We start from the raw sequence: 20740 nt of genomic DNA, 5'->3' as shown, positions 1-20740 counted from the left end.
ATTGTTCATTTTCGTTATTAACACGAAAATGAACAATTAATAAGAAACAAATAAGAATCTAAATTTCACATTCGCACAATACTTACCGCAAAGAAGAAAGTGATTGCATAGTTTCGGATTCGTTAGAACCTAAAGCTTTCTAGTAAACCACTGTTCTCTTGATTAAAAAATAAAAAACGCAATCCAAACTTTTCCCTATTTTTGAATCATGCGCAAAAACAAAAAACTAATTCTTGTTGTGTTCTTCGGAATTCAATTGCTACTATTATCTCAATTAAAATACTATCCTGAATTTGTTGAGCAATTTTACAGCAATGGACTTTACGTTTTTATTTCAAAATTAATGCGCTATACGTTTGGCTGGATATCCTTTTCAGCTGGAGATATATTTTACACTTTAGCAGGAATCTATCTCATCAGATGGCTTATTGTAAACAGAACACGTATTATTAAAGATACTGTGAATTGGTTAGTAGATATTGGAGCCACCTTATCGATTGCCTATTTTGCATTTCATATCCTTTGGGCTTTTAATTATTACAGACAACCGCTTTACAAATCGTTAAACCTTGAAGCCGATTACACCATAGAACAACTAGTTTCATTTACGGAACAACTGATTCAAAAATCAAATACATTACAGCTTCAACTCGCGAACAACGATACTTTAAAAGTTGAAATGCCTTATACCAAGTCTGAAATTTTAACCAAGGTAACAGATGGATACCAAACACTCTCAGAAGTATATCCGCACCTTGAATATCATCCAAAGAGCATCAAAAAATCTATATACAGTTTACCTTTAACTTATATGGGCTTTTCGGGTTATTTAAATCCCTTCACCAATGAAGCTCAAGTCAACGGCTTGATTTCGACCTATAAATTTCCAACAACAGCGTGTCACGAAGCAGCTCACCAACTGGGCTATGCCGCAGAAAACGAAGCTAATTTCATTGGAAGTTTAGCTGCTATCCACAATGATGATGTTTATTTTAAATATTCTGGCTATACATTTGCTCTTCGGTATTGTTTAGGTGAACTCTTTAAGCGCGACCCAGAACTTTATGATGTTGCAATTCTAACTGTGAATACAGGCATACTAAAAAACTACCAAGACGTTCGAGAATTTTGGGATGCCTACGAAAACCCAATAGAACCTATTTTCGAAAAAACTTTTGATAATTTTCTAAAAGCAAATAATCAGTCCGCTGGCATGAAAAGCTACAGCTATGTCGTTGCGCTCTTAGTTAATTATTATGAAAATCAACCTTTATAAGGTTAGTTAGACTCCCTTTTTCCTGCTTAGAAAATGTTAAAATATTAACATTAAACACAGCCATTTAGCTATAATTCCTATCTTTAGAATTCAATCTAACTAACCAAAACATATGATTAAAGTCCATTTACGACTGCTCATTTTTATGTGCAGTTTTTCAGTATTTGCACAAGATTACTTCCCTAGCAATTCTGGAGTCATCGCAAACAACTCTAACTACATCGCATTTACAAATGCTACGATCCATGTATCTCCAACAGAAACCATAAACAATGCTACACTCTTAATAAAGGATGGTAAAGTTGTTAGTGTTGGTGAATCTGTAAACATTCCGAAGAACACCACAAAAATTGATCTTACCGGAAAAACCATTTACCCGTCTTTTATTGACATGTACACCACTTTTGGAGTAGAAAAACCAAAGCGCGGTGGCAATGGTCCACAATATGGTGCGAGTCGAAGTGGCTATTATTGGAACGACCATATTATGCCAGAGCAAGATGTTATGGCAAGTTTTAAATACGACGCTAAATCGGCTTCTGATCTTCATAAATTAGGTTTTGGTGTTGTTAATACACATATGCCAGATGGTGTTGTTCGTGGTACAGGTGCTTTAATTGCACTAAACAATAACGCTGACAATTCTATGCGTGTTATGGATGGAGAAACCACACAACATTTATCATTTAGTAAAAGTGTGACGTCTCGCCAATCGTATCCATCTTCTATTATGGGAAGCATGGCACTATTACGTCAAATGTATGATGATGCAAAATGGTACCAAGCCGGAAACATTGACACTAAAGATTTATCTTTAGAAGCCTTAAATAAAAACAAAAACTTACTTCAAATTTTTGAAGCTGGAAGTAGAGCTAATGTAATGCGTGCCGATAAAGTTGGTGATGCGTTTAATATTCAATATACTATAGTTGGAGGTGGCGATGAATACGAACGTATTGATGAAATAAAAGGAACAAACGCTACTCTAATTTTGCCTATAGATTTTCAATTGGCGTATGATGTTGATGATCCATTCTTGGCAAGCACATTGTCTTTAAGTGATATGCGATCATGGAATCAACAACCACACAACCCAAGATTACTAGCAGAAAACGGCATTAAATTCGCCTTAACAACACATGGTTTAAAATCGAACAAAACGTTTTCTTCTAATTTAATGAAGGCTATTGAAAATGGATTGTCTAAGCAAAGAGCATTAGAAGCTTTAACTACAGTTCCTGCTTCTTTATTAGGAAAATCAAATGTTTTAGGAACTTTAAAAACAGGAAGCTATGCTAATTTTTTAATTACCGATGGAGACATTTTTGAAAAGAAAACAAAACTCTACGAAAATTGGGTTCAAGGTTCAGCGCATGTTATCGAAAACATGACTACTAAAGATATTGATGGCGATTACGATTTTAAACTTGCGGGTGACGACTATAAATTAACCATCTCAAACAGCACGAGTAAAACTGATGCTAAAATTGAGAGTAACGCTAAAAATTTAGGGACTAAAGCGAGTTATACAGATGACTGGTTAAACCTTACAATTAAAACGGCAGACAGTACTAAAAAAGAATACATTAGGATTGTAGCCAATGCAACAAGCAACACTAGTCTTAATGGAAAAGCTATTTTACCAAATGGTAATGAGCTATCCTTTTTTGCTAATAAAATCGAAAAAGAAGATTCCGAAAAGAAGGGTGACAAAAAGAAAGATAAGGACGATGCTGGTACTCCATTTATGAGTCCTATTACCTACCCCAACTTAGCATACGGTTTCACCGAAAAGCCAAAATCAGAAACGCTATTATTTAAAAACGCAACGGTTTGGACCAATGAAAGCGAAGGTGTTTTAGAGGAAACAGACGTTCTAATTAAGGACGGTAAAATCTCAAAAATAGGAAAAGACCTTTCTAGTAAAAACGCGAAAGTAATAGATGCCACAGGGAAACATATTACCGCTGGTATTATTGACGAGCATTCACATATCGCTGCCTCTTCTATAAATGAAGGAGGTCAAAACTCTTCAGCAGAAGTTACTATTGAAGATGTATTAAATGATGAAGCTATTGACATCTACCGCAATTTAGCTGGTGGAGTGACGTCGATTCAAATATTACACGGTTCTGCAAATCCTATTGGTGGTCGTTCGGCCATCATTAAATTAAAATGGGGAGAAGCGGCAGATAATTTAATCTATGAAAATTCTCCAAAGTTTATCAAATTCGCTTTAGGTGAAAATGTTAAACAATCGCGAAGTAGAAGCAATTCACGTTTCCCACAATCGCGTATGGGAGTGGAACAAGTGTTTGTCGATTATTTTACCAGAGCAAAAGCTTATGATGAAGCAAAGAAAAGCGGTAAACCATTTAGACATGATGCCGAAATGGAAACTCTTGCTGAAATTTTGAACGGAGAGCGTTTTATTTCCTGTCATTCTTATGTGCAAAGTGAAATTAATATGTTAATGAAGGTTGCTGATCAATTCGACTTTACAATCAACACCTTCACACATATCCTTGAAGGCTATAAAGTTGCTGATAAAATGAAAGCTCACGGAGTTGGTGGCTCGACCTTTAGCGATTGGTGGGGTTATAAATACGAAGTCAATGATGCTATTCCGTATAACGCTGCTATTATGCACAACGCTGGTGTTACAGTAGCTATTAATAGTGATGATGCAGAAATGTCGCGTCGTCTCAACCAAGAAGCTGCAAAATCCGTAAAATATGGTGGAGTTAGCGAAGAAGAAGCTTGGAAATTTGTCACCTTAAATCCTGCAAAACTTTTACATCTAGACAAACGTGTTGGAAGTCTAAAAGTAGGTAAAGATGCTGATGTTGTATTATGGACAGATCATCCGTTATCCATTTATGCTAAAGCTGAAAAAACCATTATAGAAGGAGTGACTTATTTCGATTTAGCGCGTGACAAAGAAATGAGAGAAGCGATCAAAAAAGAGAAAAGCGAACTCATTAACTTAATGCTTCAAGATAAAAACAAGGGATTAAAAACACAACCTGTTAAGAAGAAAGAGGAAAAATTAATGCATTGTGATTCAATGGATTTACACAACTAAAAAATAGTTACAAATGAAAAATTTATATAAAATAAATAGTGTGTTATTGATGTTGTGTATCACTATTGGATTCGCACAACAAACACCTGCACCAAAGCAAACTAAAGATTTTGCTATTGTTGGTGCAACCGCACATATTGGAGATGGCACCGTAATTGAAAACAGTGTTATTGTAGTCAGTAATGGAAAAATCACAACTATTGGACCAGAAGCTTCTACTCCACTGACCAGACAAGCTATGGATATCATTGATGGAAAAGGCAAAGATGTCTATCCAGGATTTATTGTGGCTAATGGGACTTTAGGATTGGTTGAAGTAGACGCTGTAAAAGCCTCTGATGATCTTGAAGAATTAGGAACTTTTAATCCACATATTAGAAGTATTATAGCCTATAACACAGAATCTAAAATCACAGAATCGATGCGACCTAACGGTGTATTACTAGGCCAAGTGGTACCAAGAGGTGGACGTATCTCTGGAACCTCATCTGTGGTGCAATATGACGCATGGAACTGGGAGGATGCCGCTATAAAAATGGATAATGGAATTCACGTGAATTGGCCAAGTAGTTTTAGCCGTGGACGTTGGTGGTTAGGTGAAGATCCGGGATTGAAACCGAATAAAAACTATGCCACTCAAGTTAAGGAATTAGGCGATTATTTTAATGAATCTAAAAGTTATAGTATGGGAAGTTCTACTGAACGTCACTTACCGTATGAAGCTTTAGCTGGCGTATTTGATGGCTCGAAGCGTTTATATGTTACTGTTGATGATGAAAAAGGAATTACCGATGCTGTAAATTTTGCAAAATCACAAGGGGTTTCTAAAATCACTATTGTTGGTGCTTATCAAGCCGGAAATATCGCAAGCTTCTTAAAGCAAAATGATATATCTGTATTCTTAAGACGTGTGCATTCTAGACCAGAATTAGAAGATGACGATTACGACTACACTTTTAAGCAAGCCAAAATATTAGTTGATGCTGGTGTTTTAGTTGCTTTAGAACCTAGTGGACAAATGGAGCGTATGAATTCTCGTAACCTTCCGTTTTATGCTGGTACCACGGTTGCTCATGGCTTAACAAAATCACAAGCTTTACAGTTAATTACGCAGAATCCTGCGAAAATTATGGGTATAGACAATATGTACGGTTCGCTTGAAGTTGGCAAAAGCGCGACTCTGTTTATTAGTGAAGGTGATGCTTTAGATATGCGAACTAACCAATTGACGCATGCTTTTATTGATGGTAGACTACTAAGCTTAGAAACGCACCAAACGGAACTTTGGAAACGGTTTTCTGAGAAACCTAGTCAAGAAGATTAATAATTATTAATTTACACCCCTCAAGTCCCCTCAAGGGGACAATCCAAAAAATAAACTTGGGCGGAATATCCCCTTGAGGAGACTTATCGGGTGTTTTTACTTTCAAAGTTAAGTTACTATTAAATTACATCAGCACGTTTACGTAACGTCTTAATACAAAAAAAAAGCGAGCCAAATGGCTCGCTTTTTTTTACTCTAATTTAATTCCTAATTAATCAATCACTTTCGCGCTTTCTGGCATTGTAAACATTGCCTGATCAGGAGCTTTTTCAGAAAGCATAACATCTGTAAACTCAACTGTGTTTCGCTTTTCTGTTGGTAAATTATTTTCATAGTTATACCAATCTACACTTTTCGGTAATACCAAACCATTAACAGTTTGCCAATTATTATATCTTATGAAATGAAAATCTGGACTTCCCTCAGGTTTCCCAAAAGTTACGGTGTAAGCTAACCATTCCATTTGTCCGGTTTCGGCATCATAAAAAATCTTATACTGATCATCTGAAGATTCACCAACACCAGCTTCGTAAGAAATTAGAATTCCAGGGTATGTTTTTCCTTCAAAAACTAAAGGTTCTGTTTCTTTATAATCCACACCGTCATCACCAAAAACAAAAGGCATTCCATAGAAGTAAAACATTAAACCTTTATAAAATTTAGGCTTTCCTCTATATGCATTACCATCTTTTTCATTAATCCAAAGCGTTTTACCATCAAATCCTTGCGTATACGTTGGTGTATCAATTAATTCTGCTCTAGTCATTAAATTTTTAACGGTCTTTTCGATTCCTGTTGGTTTTTCAATAGAAAAAGAAAGTGTTTGCATTTTATTCCAAGTATCAATACCACCATGTGCATTGAAAACTTTAGTTATAGATTCTGGATAAATGCTAGTTGTCATAGTTTCTGCCTCTACAGCTTCTGCAGCTTTAGAAGGCTCTTGCTTTGATTCGTTTTTACAAGCAGTTATTGAAATAGCTAATAGTAATACGTAAATTGTTTTTTTCATAATATAGTTTTAAGTTGAAGTCTTTGACGAAATTAAATTTGAAGCATTACAAAAAAGCTTCAAGAATTAGCTGAAGCTTTTTTAAGGATATAAAGCTTAAATTGTTACTCTTTAATCAGTTTTTGAATACTTCTATTCGAATTACTTTCAAGTTCTACAAAATATAAACCTGAACTAAGATGAGATGTATTTAAATTAATAATACTTAAATTTTGATGTTTAGAAATAGCAACACGTTTACCTTGAACGTCATAAATGGTAATTTTTAGATTTTCGATCTCAGACGTTTTTAAATTAATAGTTACCACGTTTATTGTTGGGTTAGGATACATACTAAATTCAACCGTATTAAATGTCTTAACGCTCAACGCTACTGAATTCTCTAAATAATCTGGGATACCATTAAAATTGGTATCATCATCCGTCGGATCTCCGTTATTATTATAATCTTCATCAATAGTAAGAACACCATCGCCATCATCGTCGTCATCTAAATAGTTTTCAACTAGGTCATTGTCTGTATCTACAAAGACATGAGAAACATTTCTTCCTAAAACAATATTAATTTCAACATTAGTAGCAACACCATCTCCATCGTCGTCATCGTCTAAATAATTTGGAATGTCATCACCATCGGTATCATCATCTTCTAAATTACCATTGCCATTTATATCCTCATCACTATCAATGACTCCATCGTCATCAGTATCTGTACAACTAACTTCTTCTACAATTATATAGGTACTGCTAGAACACCCAAAATCTAAAGAATACAATACAACGTCATATCCACCAGGTTCTGTTACGGTGAGTGATGATTGGTTTGCGCCTTGTATCGTATTTCCATTAAGATCCCATTCAAAATAATAATCAAGAACAGATAATCCTGTTTCCAATACCAAAGTGCTGCCTGTGCAAAAGCTATAATTACTTTCCAAATATATTTCAGGAAAAGGATTAACAGAAATATCAAAATTAGTAAGTGCATAGCAGCCGTCTAGAGTTTCAACTCTAACATAAATAGTTTGTGGATTACTTACGTTTGTAAAATTAGTTGGATCTAAAATTGGAGCAAAATTACCTAAGGCATCAGCTTCATTTATAAAATAAGATAGTGTAAAAGGCTCACCTGACGGATTAATAACACTTTCATTTACAGTTAAGTCAAACGTTGCTATGCCATCATTATTATCATCACATAACATAATATCACTTGGAGTGCCCATAACACCAGAAGGATTTGGTAATACACGTATAGTTAATGGAGTTATACCTACACACCCCGTATTGGTATCCGTAACTGCTGCAAATAATGTCTGCGGATTTGAGGTATTTGTATAAGCTATTGAATTAGATATCATATTCATCTGAGCCTGAGCATCCGATTGCGTTTCATAATACGCTACTGTCCAATCAGTATTACCTTGTGTGATTTCTAAATTGTTTACTGTTAAATCAAATACAGCGGTCTCATCGGCATCATCATCACATAACATCATAGATGTTGCTACAGTTACAATAGGTGTTGGATTTACAACTAAGGCTAATTCAGTAAGCGCATAATTCCCAATAGCATTAGCTTCTAATCGCACATATATGATTTGTAACCAACTGGTAATATTAATATAAGAATAATTAATCGCATAAATTCCATTGATAGCATCACTCATTGTTTCGTGATACGTTACCGTATAATCTACGGCACTCTGACTTCCTAAAACTTGTGCATCTACATAAGTTAAATCGAATAAAGCAAAACCATCATTGTCATCATCGCAAACCACGTAATCATTTGGTTGATTAGCCACCTGAGCAAATGAAATCGTACTGATTGTTAAGAATAGAAATAGGTTAAGTAGTTTTTGTTTCATAATAGGTTAAATTTGTATCTCTCAAATATAGATTAAATAATATAGTAATGAGTAAATCCATCTCTAGCGTTCAAAATCCATTCATAAAACAACTTGCGCTTCTTAAAGAAAAATCGAGACAACGTAAAAAAACAAGACAATTTTTAATTGAAGGGAAGCGGGAATTATCATTAGCTATAAAGGGTGGCTATAATATTGACACCTTACTATTTTATCCTGAATTATTTTCTGAAAGCGAAGCTCAAGCGATGTCACAATACAATATTGAGATTATTGAAATATCAAAAGACGTCTTTCAAAAATTAGCACATCGCGATACTACTGAAGGTGTGATTGCTGTTGTGAATTCAAAAAAGCATACGCTAGAAGATTTAAAATTTGAATCTAAAAATCCACTGATTTTAGTCGCCGAAGCACCGGAGAAACCTGGCAATATTGGAGCTATTTTACGCACGGCAGACGCGGCAAATGTAGATGCGGTGATTATTGCGAATCCAAAATCAGATTTATACAATCCTAATATTATTCGCTCTAGTGTTGGTTGCGTATTTACAACGGAAATTGCTACGGCGAGTTCTGATGAAGCTATTGCGTTTCTAAAAAAATATAATTTCAATATATTTTCTGCTATTTTACAGGAATCAGAACCGTATCATTCACAAGATTACACCCTGCCAACAGCCATTGTGGTTGGAACAGAAGCCACAGGTTTATCAGAAGAATGGAGAGAAGCTGCGACAAAAAACATAAGCATCCCAATGCAAGGTGAAATTGACTCGATGAATGTTTCTGTCGCTGCAGGAATCCTTATTTTTGAAGCGAAACGACAGCGGAATTTTCTTTGAGAAAATTCGCGAATCTCAATACTAAAACGCAAATTCCAAAACGTTACTGATTAGAACTTGGAATTTGAAATTATCAAAATTGGAATTTTATTCTTTATGACAGCACAAATCCTATTCTATATTATCATAGCTATTATCGTCATCAACTTTATAATTGATAAAGTGCTAGATGCTATAAATGCAAAACATTATAATGATCCAATTCCAGAAGTATTAAACGATGTGTATGATGCTGAGGAATATAAAAAATCACAAGCTTACAAAACTGTGAATTATAAATTTGGACTTGTAACGTCCGTGTTTTCATTGGCTTTAACTCTTGGCTTCTTACTTTTAGATGGTTTTGAATACGTCGATAACATGGCACGAAGTTATTCAGACAATCCAATAATCATCGCTTTAATTTTCTTCGGTATCATCATGATAGCGAGCGATATTATTACGACACCCTTTGGCTACTATAAAACCTTTGTGATTGAAGAGAAATTCGGATTTAACAAAACCACCAAGAAACTATTCATCTTAGACAAATTGAAAGGTTTAGTTATGATGGCACTTTTAGGCGGTGGTCTCATTGCTCTTATTGTTTGGTTTTATCAGGTAACAGGAAATCAATTTTGGTTATATGCTTGGGGAATTGTAACTGTATTCACCGTGTTTATGAATATGTTTTATTCTAAACTTATTGTGCCATTATTCAACAAACAAACCCCATTAGAAGATGGAGAATTGAGAACTAAAATTTCAACGTATGCGGAATCCGTTGGTTTTAATCTCGAAAAGATATTTATCATCGATGGTTCAAAACGAAGTACTAAAGCCAATGCCTATTTTTCGGGCTTTGGAAGTGAAAAACGGGTTACACTTTATGATACTTTAGTCAACGATTTAGACGATGAAGAAATTGTTGCTGTTTTAGCACACGAAGTAGGGCATTATAAAAAGAAGCACATCATTTTTAATTTAGTGACCTCTATTCTACTTACGGGATTAACACTTTTTATTTTATCCATCTTTATTTCAAATCCGTTATTATCGAATGCCATTGGTGTTGAAATTCCGAGTTTTCATGTTGGTCTGATTGCTTTTGGATTACTCTACTCTCCTATTTCAGAAATTACAGGTTTAATAATGAATTACGTTTCACGCGTTTTTGAATACCAAGCCGATGATTATGCCAAAAACACTTATAAAGCTGAACCATTAATTACGTCTTTAAAGAAATTATCTAAAAACAGCTTGAGCAATTTAACACCTCATAAAGCCTATGTATTTATGCATTATTCGCATCCTACGCTTTTGGAACGCGTTAAGAATTTGAAAAAATAAAAGCGCTTTAAATTTTACTAACTAACATCGTTAATAAATCTCATAAACCTTGAGCGACTCCAATACAGAAGACCATTATATAAGCACAAATACCATTGAAGCTCCAGAATCAGATTACTTGTTTATTCAGCCTTCACAAATTAAACAGGCAGGACAAGGTTTATTTACGGCAGTTGACATTTATGAAGATGAAATTATCTCGTTGTTTAAAGGCGAAATTATCGATAACAACGAAGCGGCACTAAGAGCAGAACAACACCAAGACAGGTACTTTATTAATTTGCTAGATGGTACTATTATGGATAGTATGCATACCGATTGCTTCGCCAAGTATGCTAATGATGCAGAAGGCTTATCGCAAAGTAATTTTAAGAACAATGCTGCAATTACTTTAGACGATGATAATAATGTCTGCATAAAAGCCACAAAAAATATAGACTACGGCGAAGAAGTATTTTGTAGCTACGGCAAATCCTATTGGAAAAAACATGGTGAATAACATTTACTGATATCCAATACTGATCAAAAATAGACATCTCACACTTTTAGAACGTATTAAATATTTAAGGCAGTAACTTCACATTATTATAACAGTAAAGACACCCAATTTTTATAACTTTGAATAAAAAGAAACATAATATAATGACAGATCTAAAAAATAGAAAAGCAATAATTACAGGAGGCGGAAGAGGTTTAGGAAAAGCAACGGCTATAGCTTTTGCTAAAGAAGGCATTGATGTCGCTATTACGGGTAGAAATGAAGCCGTTTTAAAAGAAACCGTTTCAGAATTAAAGGCATTTGGTGTAAACGCTACTTACGCTGCATTTGATGTTAGCAACTACGAGGAAGTACAAGCAAGCATTAAAACCTTAATTGAAACCTTAGGATCTATTGATATTTTGGTAAACAATGCTGGTATTGCTGCTTTTGGATCATTAAATGATATGGACGTGAGCCAATGGAGTCAAATTATACAAACCAATGTGATGGGAATGTATCATGTCACCAAAGAAGTTTTACCACATTTAATAGCTCAAAATGAAGGTGATATTATTAACGTATCGTCTACTGCTGGATTAAGCGGTAATGCGACAACATCAGCATATTCAGCTTCAAAATTTGCAGTTATCGGCATGTCGCAATCTTTAATGAAAGAAGTCCGTAAAAACAATATTAGAGTGTGTACTTTAACACCAAGTACGATTGCTTCAGATATGTCTATAGAATTAGGTATTGCTAGCAAAGATTCTGAAGACAGCGTTTTACAACCCGAAGATTTTGCAGAATTAATTGTATCTGGTTTAAAATTACCACGACGCGCTATGATGGCAAATGCATCGTTATGGTCTACTAATCCGTAATTCAGTTTCAAACATCAAAATAACAAAACCTACATTAATTGTGGGTTTTGTTATTTCTAAACTATTCGAAATTTTAGTAATACACACAAATATGAGACGTTTGATTATTTAAAATAAAAAGACGAACTTCATTGCATTATAACGCTATTGGGTTTTCATTTTTTAGGAATTCCAGCACAAAGAACAAAAATCAGCATGCCATCAGTTACTGTTGTAGGATCAGGGATTGTGGGGTTAACGTCCGCAATTATACTTCAAGAAAAAGGACTTGAAGTCACTATAGTTGCAAAGGAGCGCTTTGACGACACATTATCGAGTAAAGTTGGAGCCATTTGGTTTCCATTTGAAATTGAACCTAAAGAAAAAACCAATACATGGGCATCACTTGCATATGAGCGTTATCAAAATGACCTAGAACCTAAAAACGGAGTTGCTTTCATTCCTTTTTTAACAGCTTATAACAACTACAGTAATAATGATTGGACTCAAACATTACCTAAAGAAACTGTTAGAAAAGCGAAACCTTCAGAGCTTCCTAAAGGTATAAAAACGGCATTCATATCCATAGTTCCGTTAGCAGAACCCCGATTATATTTACCTTATTTATTTGAAAAATTCATTAAAAACGGAGGTCACTTTGAGGAACGTGAAATTAAAGACCTTAAAGAACTAGCAGCACTAAATACTTTAGTTATTAATTGTACCGGACTAGGCGCAAAAAAACTATGCAACGATAGGGAATTACAACCGATGCGTGGGCAAATTTTACGTTGTAAAAAAATGAATACTCCTTCTTTTGCCGATTCCACCAAAAAAGGAGCTCTTAGCTATATTATTAATAGAAGTAACGACTGTGTAATTGGCGGAACAGATTATGAAAACGATTGGAATAGAAATGTAGAGGCCTCTGACACTACTTTAATTTTAAATCGACTTAACACCATTGGTTATAATGAGAATCCTCCAGAAATACTAGAAGAGATTGTAGGCTTACGACCAAAACGACGTTGTGTTCGATTTGAATTTGATGATACTTTCCGCAATATTTTCCACAATTATGGTCATGGCGGTGCCGGATTTACGGTAGCTTGGGGTTGCGGCATTGAACTTGGAGAACTGCTAACTAAAAAGAATTAATCGCATTATTAACTTTTAGAAAAATGAAGAATCTTTAATATCTTAAAATGATTCATATCATCTAAAAACGTTTCCAAATACTAAATTAGATCAAAAAAAAATAAAATTCCCACAAAAAAAATAGTGCTCATTACCAATGGTTTTATTACATTAGTTCTATGACTGAGGAAGCGATAGAAAAAGAGAATAAGGCAATCGCCAAAGCTTACAAAGAATTATTAAAAGTAAGCTACCAAACTTTAACTGATGATGATAAAAAATTAATTCGTCATGCTTTTGAGGTTGCTGTGGATGCACACAAAGATCAACGACGCAAATCTGGTGAAGCCTATATTTTTCATCCGATTGCAGTAGCTAGAATTGTGGCGCAAGAAATAGGTATGGATGCCACATCTATCGCTGCTGCTTTACTTCATGATGTTGTTGAAGACAATCCTGATTACACTATAGATGATATAGAACAGTTATTTGGCGAGACAGTCGCTAGAATTGTAGATGGGCTCACCAAAATCTCTTCGCTAAAAAAGGACATGGATGTGTCTTTACAAGCTGAGAACTTTAGAAAAATGCTACTTACCTTAAATGATGATGTTAGAGTTATCATTATAAAAATAGCAGACCGTTTGCACAATATGCAGACCATGGACTCCATGCGTGCAGACAAGCAAGTTAAAATTGCCTCTGAAACCTTGTACATCTACGCTCCGTTAGCGCATAGAATTGGTCTCTATAACATAAAAACAGAGCTTGAAGATTTAGGATTAAAATATACCGAACCAGAAGTTTATAACGATATTCTGGCCAAAATACAAGATAGTAAAGAAGATCAAGATGCTTATATTAAGGCGTTTTCTAAAGTCATTGAAGACTCATTAAATACCGAAGGTTTAAACTACGAAATTAAAGGTCGTCCAAAATCGATTTTTAGTATTCGTAGAAAAATGGTAAAACAAGGGGTTTCTTTTGATGAAGTCTATGATAAGTTTGCGGTTCGTATTGTATACAACTCTGATTTGGCTAACGAGAAATTCTTAGCTTGGAAAATATATTCTATCGTAACGGATCATTTCACACCTAATCCTATTCGACTTCGAGATTGGATTTCGTCTCCTAAATCCACAGGATATGAAGCCCTTCACATTACAGTTGTGGGTCCAAAAAGCCGCTGGGTAGAAGTTCAGATTAGAAGTGCCCGCATGAATGAGATTGCAGAGAAAGGCTATGCGGCGCATTACAAATACAAAAATGCAGATGCTAAAGAAGATAATCTCGATTTATGGATTAACCGTTTACAAGAAGCCTTAGAAAATCATGAAGCAGATGCTGTAGATTTTGTAGAACAGTTTAAGCTCAATTTATATTCTAAAGAAATTTTTGTCTTTTCACCTAAAGGCGATTTAAAATCGCTTCCTAAAGGAGCTACTCCTCTCGACTTCGCTTTTAGTATCCATACCGAAGTTGGCATGAAAACACGTGGTGCTAAAGTCAATGGTAAATTAATGCCTTTGAGTCATGTGCTACAAAGTGGTGATCGTGTAGAAATCATGACGTCTGAGAATGCTAAACCTAATGCGAACTGGTTAGATTATGCTACAACAGCAAGAGCGCGCAGTAAAATAAAATCGGCATTAAACGAAGATACTAAGCTAATAGCAGAAGAAGGCAAAGAGATTTTAAGACGGAAATTAAAGCAACTTAAAATCAATCTGAATGAAAATTCTATTAATGAATTGGTGAGTTATTTTAAACTAAACACCTCTTTAGATTTATTCTATCGTGTTGGTATTGGTAGTATCGATAACACTAAGTTAAAAGCCTTTGCTTCATCGCGCAGCAATGCCTTTGTAAGTTATTTTAAAAATAAGATTTACAAACCATCCGTTCCAAAAGATATTCATAAGGAAGAAATCACTTCTAAATATGATATGTTGGTTTTTGGTAAAGAAGAAGAAAAACTTAATTATACCTTAGCTAATTGCTGCAATCCGATTCCTGGAGATAAAGTTTTCGGTTTCTTAACAATTAACGATGGCTTAAAAGTTCATAAAACAAACTGTCCTAATGCTGTAAGTTTACAATCTAATTATGCCTACAGAATTATGCAGGCCAAATGGATAGATTCCTCTCAACAAGTATATACTTCACAGATTATTTTGTCTGGTATAGATAACTTAGGCCTTGTAAACGATATCACAAGGCTCATTTCAGAAAATATGCATGTTAACATGAAGAGTATTAGCTTTTCTAGTGATGATGGTGTATTTACGGGTAAAATAACGGTTCAGGTTAAGAATCAGGCCATGCTTAAAAAGCTAATTGATAAGCTTAAAAAAATTAATGGAATTGACAAAGTGACGCGCGTATAAATGTTATTAACTATTATTTTAAACTTGTTCATTTCTTTCAGTTTTAATACCTAAATTTATAATTCATATCCTATAAAATTTCCTTAAATTTGCTTCTTAATTATGAATGCAACCACAGAAGAAAGTAATCAGGAAATTGTAAAACGTGTATTTACACAATTCCTTGAAGATAAAGGTCATAGAAAAACACCTGAGCGTTACGCTATACTTCAAGAAATTTACGACAGCAAAGAACATTTTGATATTGAGTCTTTATATATCAAAATGAAAAACAAAAACTATCGTGTAAGTAGGGCGACGCTATATAACACTATTGAATTACTTCTGGAGTGTGCTTTGGTCCGCAAGCATCAATTTGGGCAAAGTCAGGCACATTACGAAAAATCGTATTTTGATAAAAACCACGATCATGTGATTCTCACAGATACAGGTGAAGTCATAGAATTTTGTGACCCTCGCATTCAATCCATAAAAAAAACCATAGAAGAGGTTTTTGATATTCAGATAACTAATCATTCATTATATTTTTACGGTAATCGTAAAAAAGACGACTAACTCAATTTTAAAATGGCAGTAGATTTACTACTTGGATTACAATGGGGAGATGAAGGCAAAGGAAAAATTGTCGATGTATTTACCTCTAACTACGATATTATTGCACGCTTTCAAGGAGGACCAAATGCAGGTCATACTTTAGTGTTTAATGGCAAGAAACATGTATTACATACAATTCCATCAGGTATTTTTCACGAGAATAAAGTGAATCTTGTTGGTAATGGTGTTGTTATCGATCCTGTTATTTTCAAGAAAGAGCTCGATAAGTTAGAAGAGCAAAATGTTGATTATAAAAAATCCCTTTGCATTTCACGTAAGGCACATATTATTTTACCTACGCATCGTTTATTAGATGCTGCAAGTGAAGCGTCAAAAGGAAAAGCAAAAATCGGTTCTACATTAAAAGGAATTGGTCCAACATATATGGACAAAACCGGTAGAAACGGTATTAGAGTTGGTGATATTGAATTAGCCGATTGGAAAGACAAATACAGAGCTTTAGCTGATAAGCATGAAGCAATGATTGAATTTTACAACGTAGATATTCAATATGATTTAAAAGAATTAGAAGCTGATTTTTTCGAAGCTATCGATACTTTAAAATCATTAAAATTTATTGACTCGGAAGAATATATTTATCAAGCACAACAATCTGGTAAATCTATATTAGCAGAAGGTGCGCAAGGCTCTTTATTAGATATTGATTTCGGAACCTATCCTTTCGTAACATCTTCTAATACTACAGCAGCTGGTGCATGTACAGGTTTAGGAGTTGCTCCAAACCAAATTGGAGAAGTATTCGGAATTTTTAAAGCTTATACTACACGTGTTGGTTCAGGACCATTCCCAACGGAATTATTTGATGAAGATGGTGAAACTATGGGCCGCGTTGGTAACGAATTTGGAGCAACAACCGGAAGATCTAGACGTTGTGGTTGGTTAGACTTAGTGGCTTTACGTTATGCTTGTCAGGTTAATGGTGTTACCCAATTAATTATGATGAAAGGTGATGTACTTTCTGGATTTAAAACCTTGAAAGTTTGTACCGCTTATAAATATAAAGGTGAAACTATTACGCATTTACCATATAATATTGAAGCGGAAAACATCACTCCTATTTACACTGAATTAAAAGGTTGGGCTGCGGATTTAACAGGAATGACTGAAGCATCACAACTTCCAGAAAATTTAAATGGTTATGTTGAATTCTTAGAGAAAGAATTAAATATTCCTATTACAATTGTATCTGTAGGACCAGATCGTAAACAAACGATTATTCGTAAGACGGTATAATTAGCGTTAAATAAAGTATTGGTTTTTTTGTGAAATTTACTGTAAAGACATAGCGTCTAAGCTTTAAACTGTTTCTCAAAAAAACCAATATTTTTATCTACAACAATACTTGGTAAGCTACACAGTTCTGTTAAAAAAAACGTTAACACACACTAAAGCAAATCTAATAAGTGTTATTTTGTAAAAAATATATGTCTTTGAAACGATTTAAACAGCTTCTATTTATCATTTGCCTCCTGTCTGTCTTTTTTAGCTTTGGACAAGAAAAGCAAAAAATCACTGTCAAATACTCTGGTAGAACTTCAACGTCACCAGACGTTAAAGATGGAGCAATCGTATTTCTAAGAAACAAGTCACAGCAAGTCCATTTTATTCACAAAGGAGCAGATCTTTTTTGCGATAAAGCTATTTATTACGAAGATCAAGATTTCATTGAAGCCTTTAGCAACGTTGTAATGAAGCAAGGTGACTCCATAAATATGGTGGCTAAATATTTAGAATATAGCGGTAAATCGCAATTAGCTATTGCCAGAGGAGATGTTGTTTTAACAGAACCACAATCTATATTAAAAACCGATACACTTTATTTTGACAGAATAAAGCAAGAAGCCTATTACAATGCAAGAGGCACTGTTGTTAGAGATACTTCAGGAACAATTACAAGTCAAATCGGTAGGTATTATATGAATGCTAGTAAATACCAATTTATTCAAGATGTCGTTCTCGTAAATCCTGATTACACCCTAAACACCGAACGTCTCGATTTCTTTACAGAAAATGGTCATGCTTATCTTTTCGGACCTTCAACAATCGTTGGAGAAACTAGTAAAATATATAGCGAACGTGGCTTTTATGACACTAACAACAATACCGGACATTTTCAACGTAACGCCAAAATCGATTACGACAACCGCACTGTAGAAGGAGATAGTTTATATTTTGATAGAAATAATAGTTTCGCTTCGGCGACCAATAATATAACGGTTACAGACACCTTAAACAAAAGCATCGTAAAAGGTCATTACGCAGAAGTTTGGCGCGCACAAGACTCCATGTATATTACGAAACGTGCTTTGGCTATAACGGTTCAAGAAAAAGATTCTGTTTACATCCATGCAGATACATTAATGGTTACTGGTAAACCCGAAAATCGTATTACGCGCGCTTATAATAATGCCCGATTATATAAAAGTGATATGGCAGGTAAATCCGATTCTATTCACGTTAATCATAAAGAAGGGCTTACCCAAATGATTAACCTCAATAGATTTAGTTCTACAGATGCTTTTGCTACCAAACGAAAACCCGTACTTTGGAATATAGGCAACCAAATGACCGGAGATACCATTCACTTAATTTCTAATCCAAAAACAGAACAATTAGATTCTCTAAAAGTATTTGAAAACGCCTTTTTAATTAGTAAGGATACAATAAGTGAAGATGCTTTTAACCAAATAAAAGGACAACGGCTGATTGGATTATTTAGAGACAACGAACTTTATAATGTAGACATCATTAAAAATGCTGAAACCATTCGTTATTTAAGAAATGATGATGGCGAATTGATAGGTATTCAAAAGTCAAAATCTGGAAGTATTAATGTTAAAATTATTGATCAGGCTATTGATGAAGTCCGATTTATCAACCAAATTGATGGTAATATTTTTCCTGAATCTGACTTTCCAAAAAGCGGTAGAAAATTAAGAGACTTCGATTGGCGTGGTGAAGAACAACCACTATCTGTTGAAGATTTATTCAAAGACGATCCTCCTTTAGACTTACCAATAATTAAAGGTTTAGACGACTACGTTCCACCAGAAGCATTTATCGGTGATGCAATTACACAACGTATAGAAGACGCCGGAAAAGCAACTCCAGAAAAAGAGAATAAAGCAGCCCGAAACCTTCCTAAGAAAACAGCGGTAAAACCTTTAGAATCTACGACCAAAAAAGCAGATTCTACAAAGACAAAACCTTTAAAAACGATTATTAAAAAAGAAGGTGAATAATTGAAAGACGCATTTTTAAAATACCAGGCTCAAACTACTCCTCACCCTTTGGCAATGGAAATAAGTCATGCCAAAGGATCTTATATTTACGATACTAAAGGCAAAGCTTATCTCGATTTTGTTGCAGGAGTTTCAGCATGTAGCTTAGGACATTCGCATCCTAAAGTTGTAAATGCAGTTAAGGAGCAGTTAGACAAATATCTTCATGTTATGGTGTATGGAGAGTACATTCAAAAACCAGCATTAGAATTAACGAAGTTAATAGCCAAACATTTACCAAAACCCTTAGAATCAACGTACTTAGTCAATTCAGGAACAGAAGCAATTGAAGGCAGCCTTAAATTAGCAAGACGTTTTACAGGGCGCTCAGAAATTATTGCTGCAAAAAACGCGTATCACGGTAATACGATGGGCTCATTAAGTCTTATGGATTATGAAGAACGCAAGCAGCCCTTTTTACCTTTAATTCCAGATATAAAACACATTGAATTTAATTCTGAAGACGATTTAAATCAAATAACCGAAAAAACAGCTGCTGTTATTCTCGAAACTATTCAAGGAGGAGCCGGATTTATTGAACCAATCAACAACTATTTAACTAAAGTACAACAACGCTGTAATGCGGTTGGAGCTGTGTTTATTTTAGATGAAATCCAACCAGGAATAGGACGAACAGGAAAATTATTCGGATTCGAAAACTATAATTGCCAACCAGATATCGTGGTTACAGGCAAAGGTTTAGGAGGCGGTTTACCTATCGGAGCGTTTACAGCTTCTAAACAAATGATGGATTGCTTAAGCGATAATCCAAAATTAGGACACATCACAACCTTTGGAGGGAACCCTGTAATCGCTGCTGCAGCTTTAGCTACTTTAAAAGAAATTACAGAGTCAAATCTGATGTCTGAAGCCTTAGAAAAGGAACAATTAATTAGGAAACATCTTCAGCATAAACACATCAAAGAGATTAGAGGTCGCGGATTAATGTTAGCCGCTTTTACTGAAAGTGCAGAACTCACAAGTACCCTAATTTTACGAGCTCAAGACCAAGGATTAATCTTGTTTTGGTTACTTTTTGAACCCAAAGCCATCCGAATTACACCTCCAATGACCATTTCTAATGATGAAATAATAGAAGGATGTCGTTTAATAACGTCAATACTAGACGAAATTTAGCCCTACCACTACCCCACCAACACACTTAACATCAAGCATCTAAGACCCACTACGTAAACAAGGGTTTGAATGTTAATTATTTTGTTAAGAACATTACCAT

The 20740-nt window shown here is 34.7% G+C and carries 15 protein-coding genes; 13 read left to right on the top strand and 2 right to left on the bottom strand.

Annotated elements, in window-relative coordinates; all coding sequences use genetic code 11:
• Nucleotides 1–208: 208 nt before the first annotated feature.
• The 3 genes from HM984_RS04590 to HM984_RS04580 all read left to right on the top strand — a co-directional run bounded on the left by HM984_RS04590 (nt 209) and on the right by HM984_RS04580 (nt 5685).
• A complete protein-coding gene (locus tag HM984_RS04590; RefSeq protein WP_179348285.1) occupies nt 209–1276 on the top strand; it encodes a DUF3810 domain-containing protein in 1068 nt (355 codons plus the stop codon).
• A gap of 112 nt (nt 1277–1388) precedes the next feature.
• Nucleotides 1389–4361: an amidohydrolase family protein gene (locus tag HM984_RS04585; RefSeq protein ID WP_257018448.1), complete on the top strand. Its 2973-nt coding sequence runs from the start codon at nt 1389–1391 to the stop codon at nt 4359–4361.
• A gap of 13 nt (nt 4362–4374) precedes the next feature.
• Entirely contained in the window at nt 4375–5685 is a 1311-nt protein-coding gene (locus HM984_RS04580) for an amidohydrolase family protein (RefSeq protein ID WP_179348284.1), read from the top strand.
• Nucleotides 5686–5896: 211 nt separating this feature from the next.
• Here the strand turns inward: HM984_RS04580 and HM984_RS04575 are convergent, their stop codons facing one another.
• Nucleotides 5897–6697: a DUF6503 family protein gene (locus HM984_RS04575; RefSeq protein WP_179348283.1), complete on the bottom strand. Its 801-nt coding sequence runs from the start codon at nt 6695–6697 to the stop codon at nt 5897–5899.
• 104 nt (nt 6698–6801) lie between these two features.
• Nucleotides 6802–8568 carry a T9SS type A sorting domain-containing protein gene (locus HM984_RS04570; RefSeq protein WP_179348282.1) on the bottom strand — a complete coding sequence of 589 codons (1767 nt, stop codon included), beginning with the start codon at nt 8566–8568 and terminating at the stop codon, nt 6802–6804.
• Nucleotides 8569–8615: 47 nt separating this feature from the next.
• On the opposite strand from HM984_RS04570, the gene HM984_RS04565 reads away from it, so the two are divergent.
• From HM984_RS04565 to HM984_RS04520, 10 genes are all read left to right on the top strand, one after another.
• Nucleotides 8616–9413, top strand: a complete 798-nt coding sequence (locus HM984_RS04565) for a TrmH family RNA methyltransferase (protein WP_179348281.1) — start codon at nt 8616–8618, stop codon at nt 9411–9413.
• 96 nt (nt 9414–9509) lie between these two features.
• Nucleotides 9510–10742, top strand: coding sequence for a M48 family metallopeptidase (locus HM984_RS04560; RefSeq protein WP_179348280.1), 1233 nt, complete (start codon nt 9510–9512; stop codon nt 10740–10742).
• Between the two features lie 49 nt (nt 10743–10791).
• Nucleotides 10792–11241 (top strand): SET domain-containing protein, encoded by a 450-nt coding sequence (locus tag HM984_RS04555; protein WP_218845013.1) that lies wholly within the window; start codon nt 10792–10794, stop codon nt 11239–11241.
• 143 nt (nt 11242–11384) lie between these two features.
• On the top strand, nt 11385–12104 hold the full coding sequence (locus tag HM984_RS04550) for a 3-ketoacyl-ACP reductase (protein ID WP_179348279.1): 720 nt from the start codon (nt 11385–11387) through the stop codon (nt 12102–12104).
• A gap of 195 nt (nt 12105–12299) precedes the next feature.
• The gene (locus HM984_RS04545; protein WP_179348278.1) at nt 12300–13241 is read left to right on the top strand and encodes an FAD-dependent oxidoreductase; all 942 of its coding nucleotides are present in this window, start codon (nt 12300–12302) and stop codon (nt 13239–13241) included.
• Between the two features lie 158 nt (nt 13242–13399).
• Complete coding sequence (locus HM984_RS04540) at nt 13400–15607, top strand: RelA/SpoT family protein (protein WP_115809095.1); 2208 nt, start codon at nt 13400–13402, stop codon at nt 15605–15607.
• A gap of 102 nt (nt 15608–15709) precedes the next feature.
• Nucleotides 15710–16162 carry a Fur family transcriptional regulator gene (locus HM984_RS04535; protein ID WP_020894917.1) on the top strand — a complete coding sequence of 151 codons (453 nt, stop codon included), beginning with the start codon at nt 15710–15712 and terminating at the stop codon, nt 16160–16162.
• A gap of 12 nt (nt 16163–16174) precedes the next feature.
• Nucleotides 16175–17455 carry an adenylosuccinate synthase gene (locus HM984_RS04530; protein WP_115809094.1) on the top strand — a complete coding sequence of 427 codons (1281 nt, stop codon included), beginning with the start codon at nt 16175–16177 and terminating at the stop codon, nt 17453–17455.
• Nucleotides 17456–17646: 191 nt separating this feature from the next.
• Nucleotides 17647–19464, top strand: a complete 1818-nt coding sequence (locus HM984_RS04525; protein WP_179348277.1) for an OstA-like protein — start codon at nt 17647–17649, stop codon at nt 19462–19464.
• Nucleotides 19465–20640: an aspartate aminotransferase family protein gene (locus HM984_RS04520; RefSeq protein WP_179348276.1), complete on the top strand. Its 1176-nt coding sequence runs from the start codon at nt 19465–19467 to the stop codon at nt 20638–20640.
• The last annotated feature ends 100 nt before the right edge of the window (nt 20641–20740 follow it).

The organism is Winogradskyella pacifica (assembly GCF_013403915.1).
Lineage (GTDB): Bacteria > Bacteroidota > Bacteroidia > Flavobacteriales > Flavobacteriaceae > Winogradskyella > Winogradskyella pacifica.
The sequence above is the reverse complement of the archived record's forward strand: the minus strand, read 5'-3'. Positions and strand labels throughout refer to the sequence as shown.

Bases quoted from the DNA above. Each gene is read 5' to 3' on its own strand.
- HM984_RS04590 (WP_179348285.1), top strand. From the start codon at position 209: ATGCGCAAAAACAAAAAACTAATTCTTGTTGTGTTCTTCGGAATTCAA.
- HM984_RS04585 (WP_257018448.1), top strand. From the start codon at position 1,389: ATGATTAAAGTCCATTTACGACTGCTCATTTTTATGTGCAGTTTTTCA.
- HM984_RS04580 (WP_179348284.1), top strand. From the start codon at position 4,375: ATGAAAAATTTATATAAAATAAATAGTGTGTTATTGATGTTGTGTATC.
- HM984_RS04575 (WP_179348283.1), bottom strand. From the start codon at position 6,697: ATGAAAAAAACAATTTACGTATTACTATTAGCTATTTCAATAACTGCT.
- HM984_RS04570 (WP_179348282.1), bottom strand. From the start codon at position 8,568: ATGAAACAAAAACTACTTAACCTATTTCTATTCTTAACAATCAGTACG.
- HM984_RS04565 (WP_179348281.1), top strand. From the start codon at position 8,616: ATGAGTAAATCCATCTCTAGCGTTCAAAATCCATTCATAAAACAACTT.
- HM984_RS04560 (WP_179348280.1), top strand. From the start codon at position 9,510: ATGACAGCACAAATCCTATTCTATATTATCATAGCTATTATCGTCATC.
- HM984_RS04550 (WP_179348279.1), top strand. From the start codon at position 11,385: ATGACAGATCTAAAAAATAGAAAAGCAATAATTACAGGAGGCGGAAGA.
- HM984_RS04545 (WP_179348278.1), top strand. From the start codon at position 12,300: ATGCCATCAGTTACTGTTGTAGGATCAGGGATTGTGGGGTTAACGTCC.
- HM984_RS04540 (WP_115809095.1), top strand. From the start codon at position 13,400: ATGACTGAGGAAGCGATAGAAAAAGAGAATAAGGCAATCGCCAAAGCT.
- HM984_RS04535 (WP_020894917.1), top strand. From the start codon at position 15,710: ATGAATGCAACCACAGAAGAAAGTAATCAGGAAATTGTAAAACGTGTA.
- HM984_RS04530 (WP_115809094.1), top strand. From the start codon at position 16,175: ATGGCAGTAGATTTACTACTTGGATTACAATGGGGAGATGAAGGCAAA.
- HM984_RS04525 (WP_179348277.1), top strand. From the start codon at position 17,647: ATGTCTTTGAAACGATTTAAACAGCTTCTATTTATCATTTGCCTCCTG.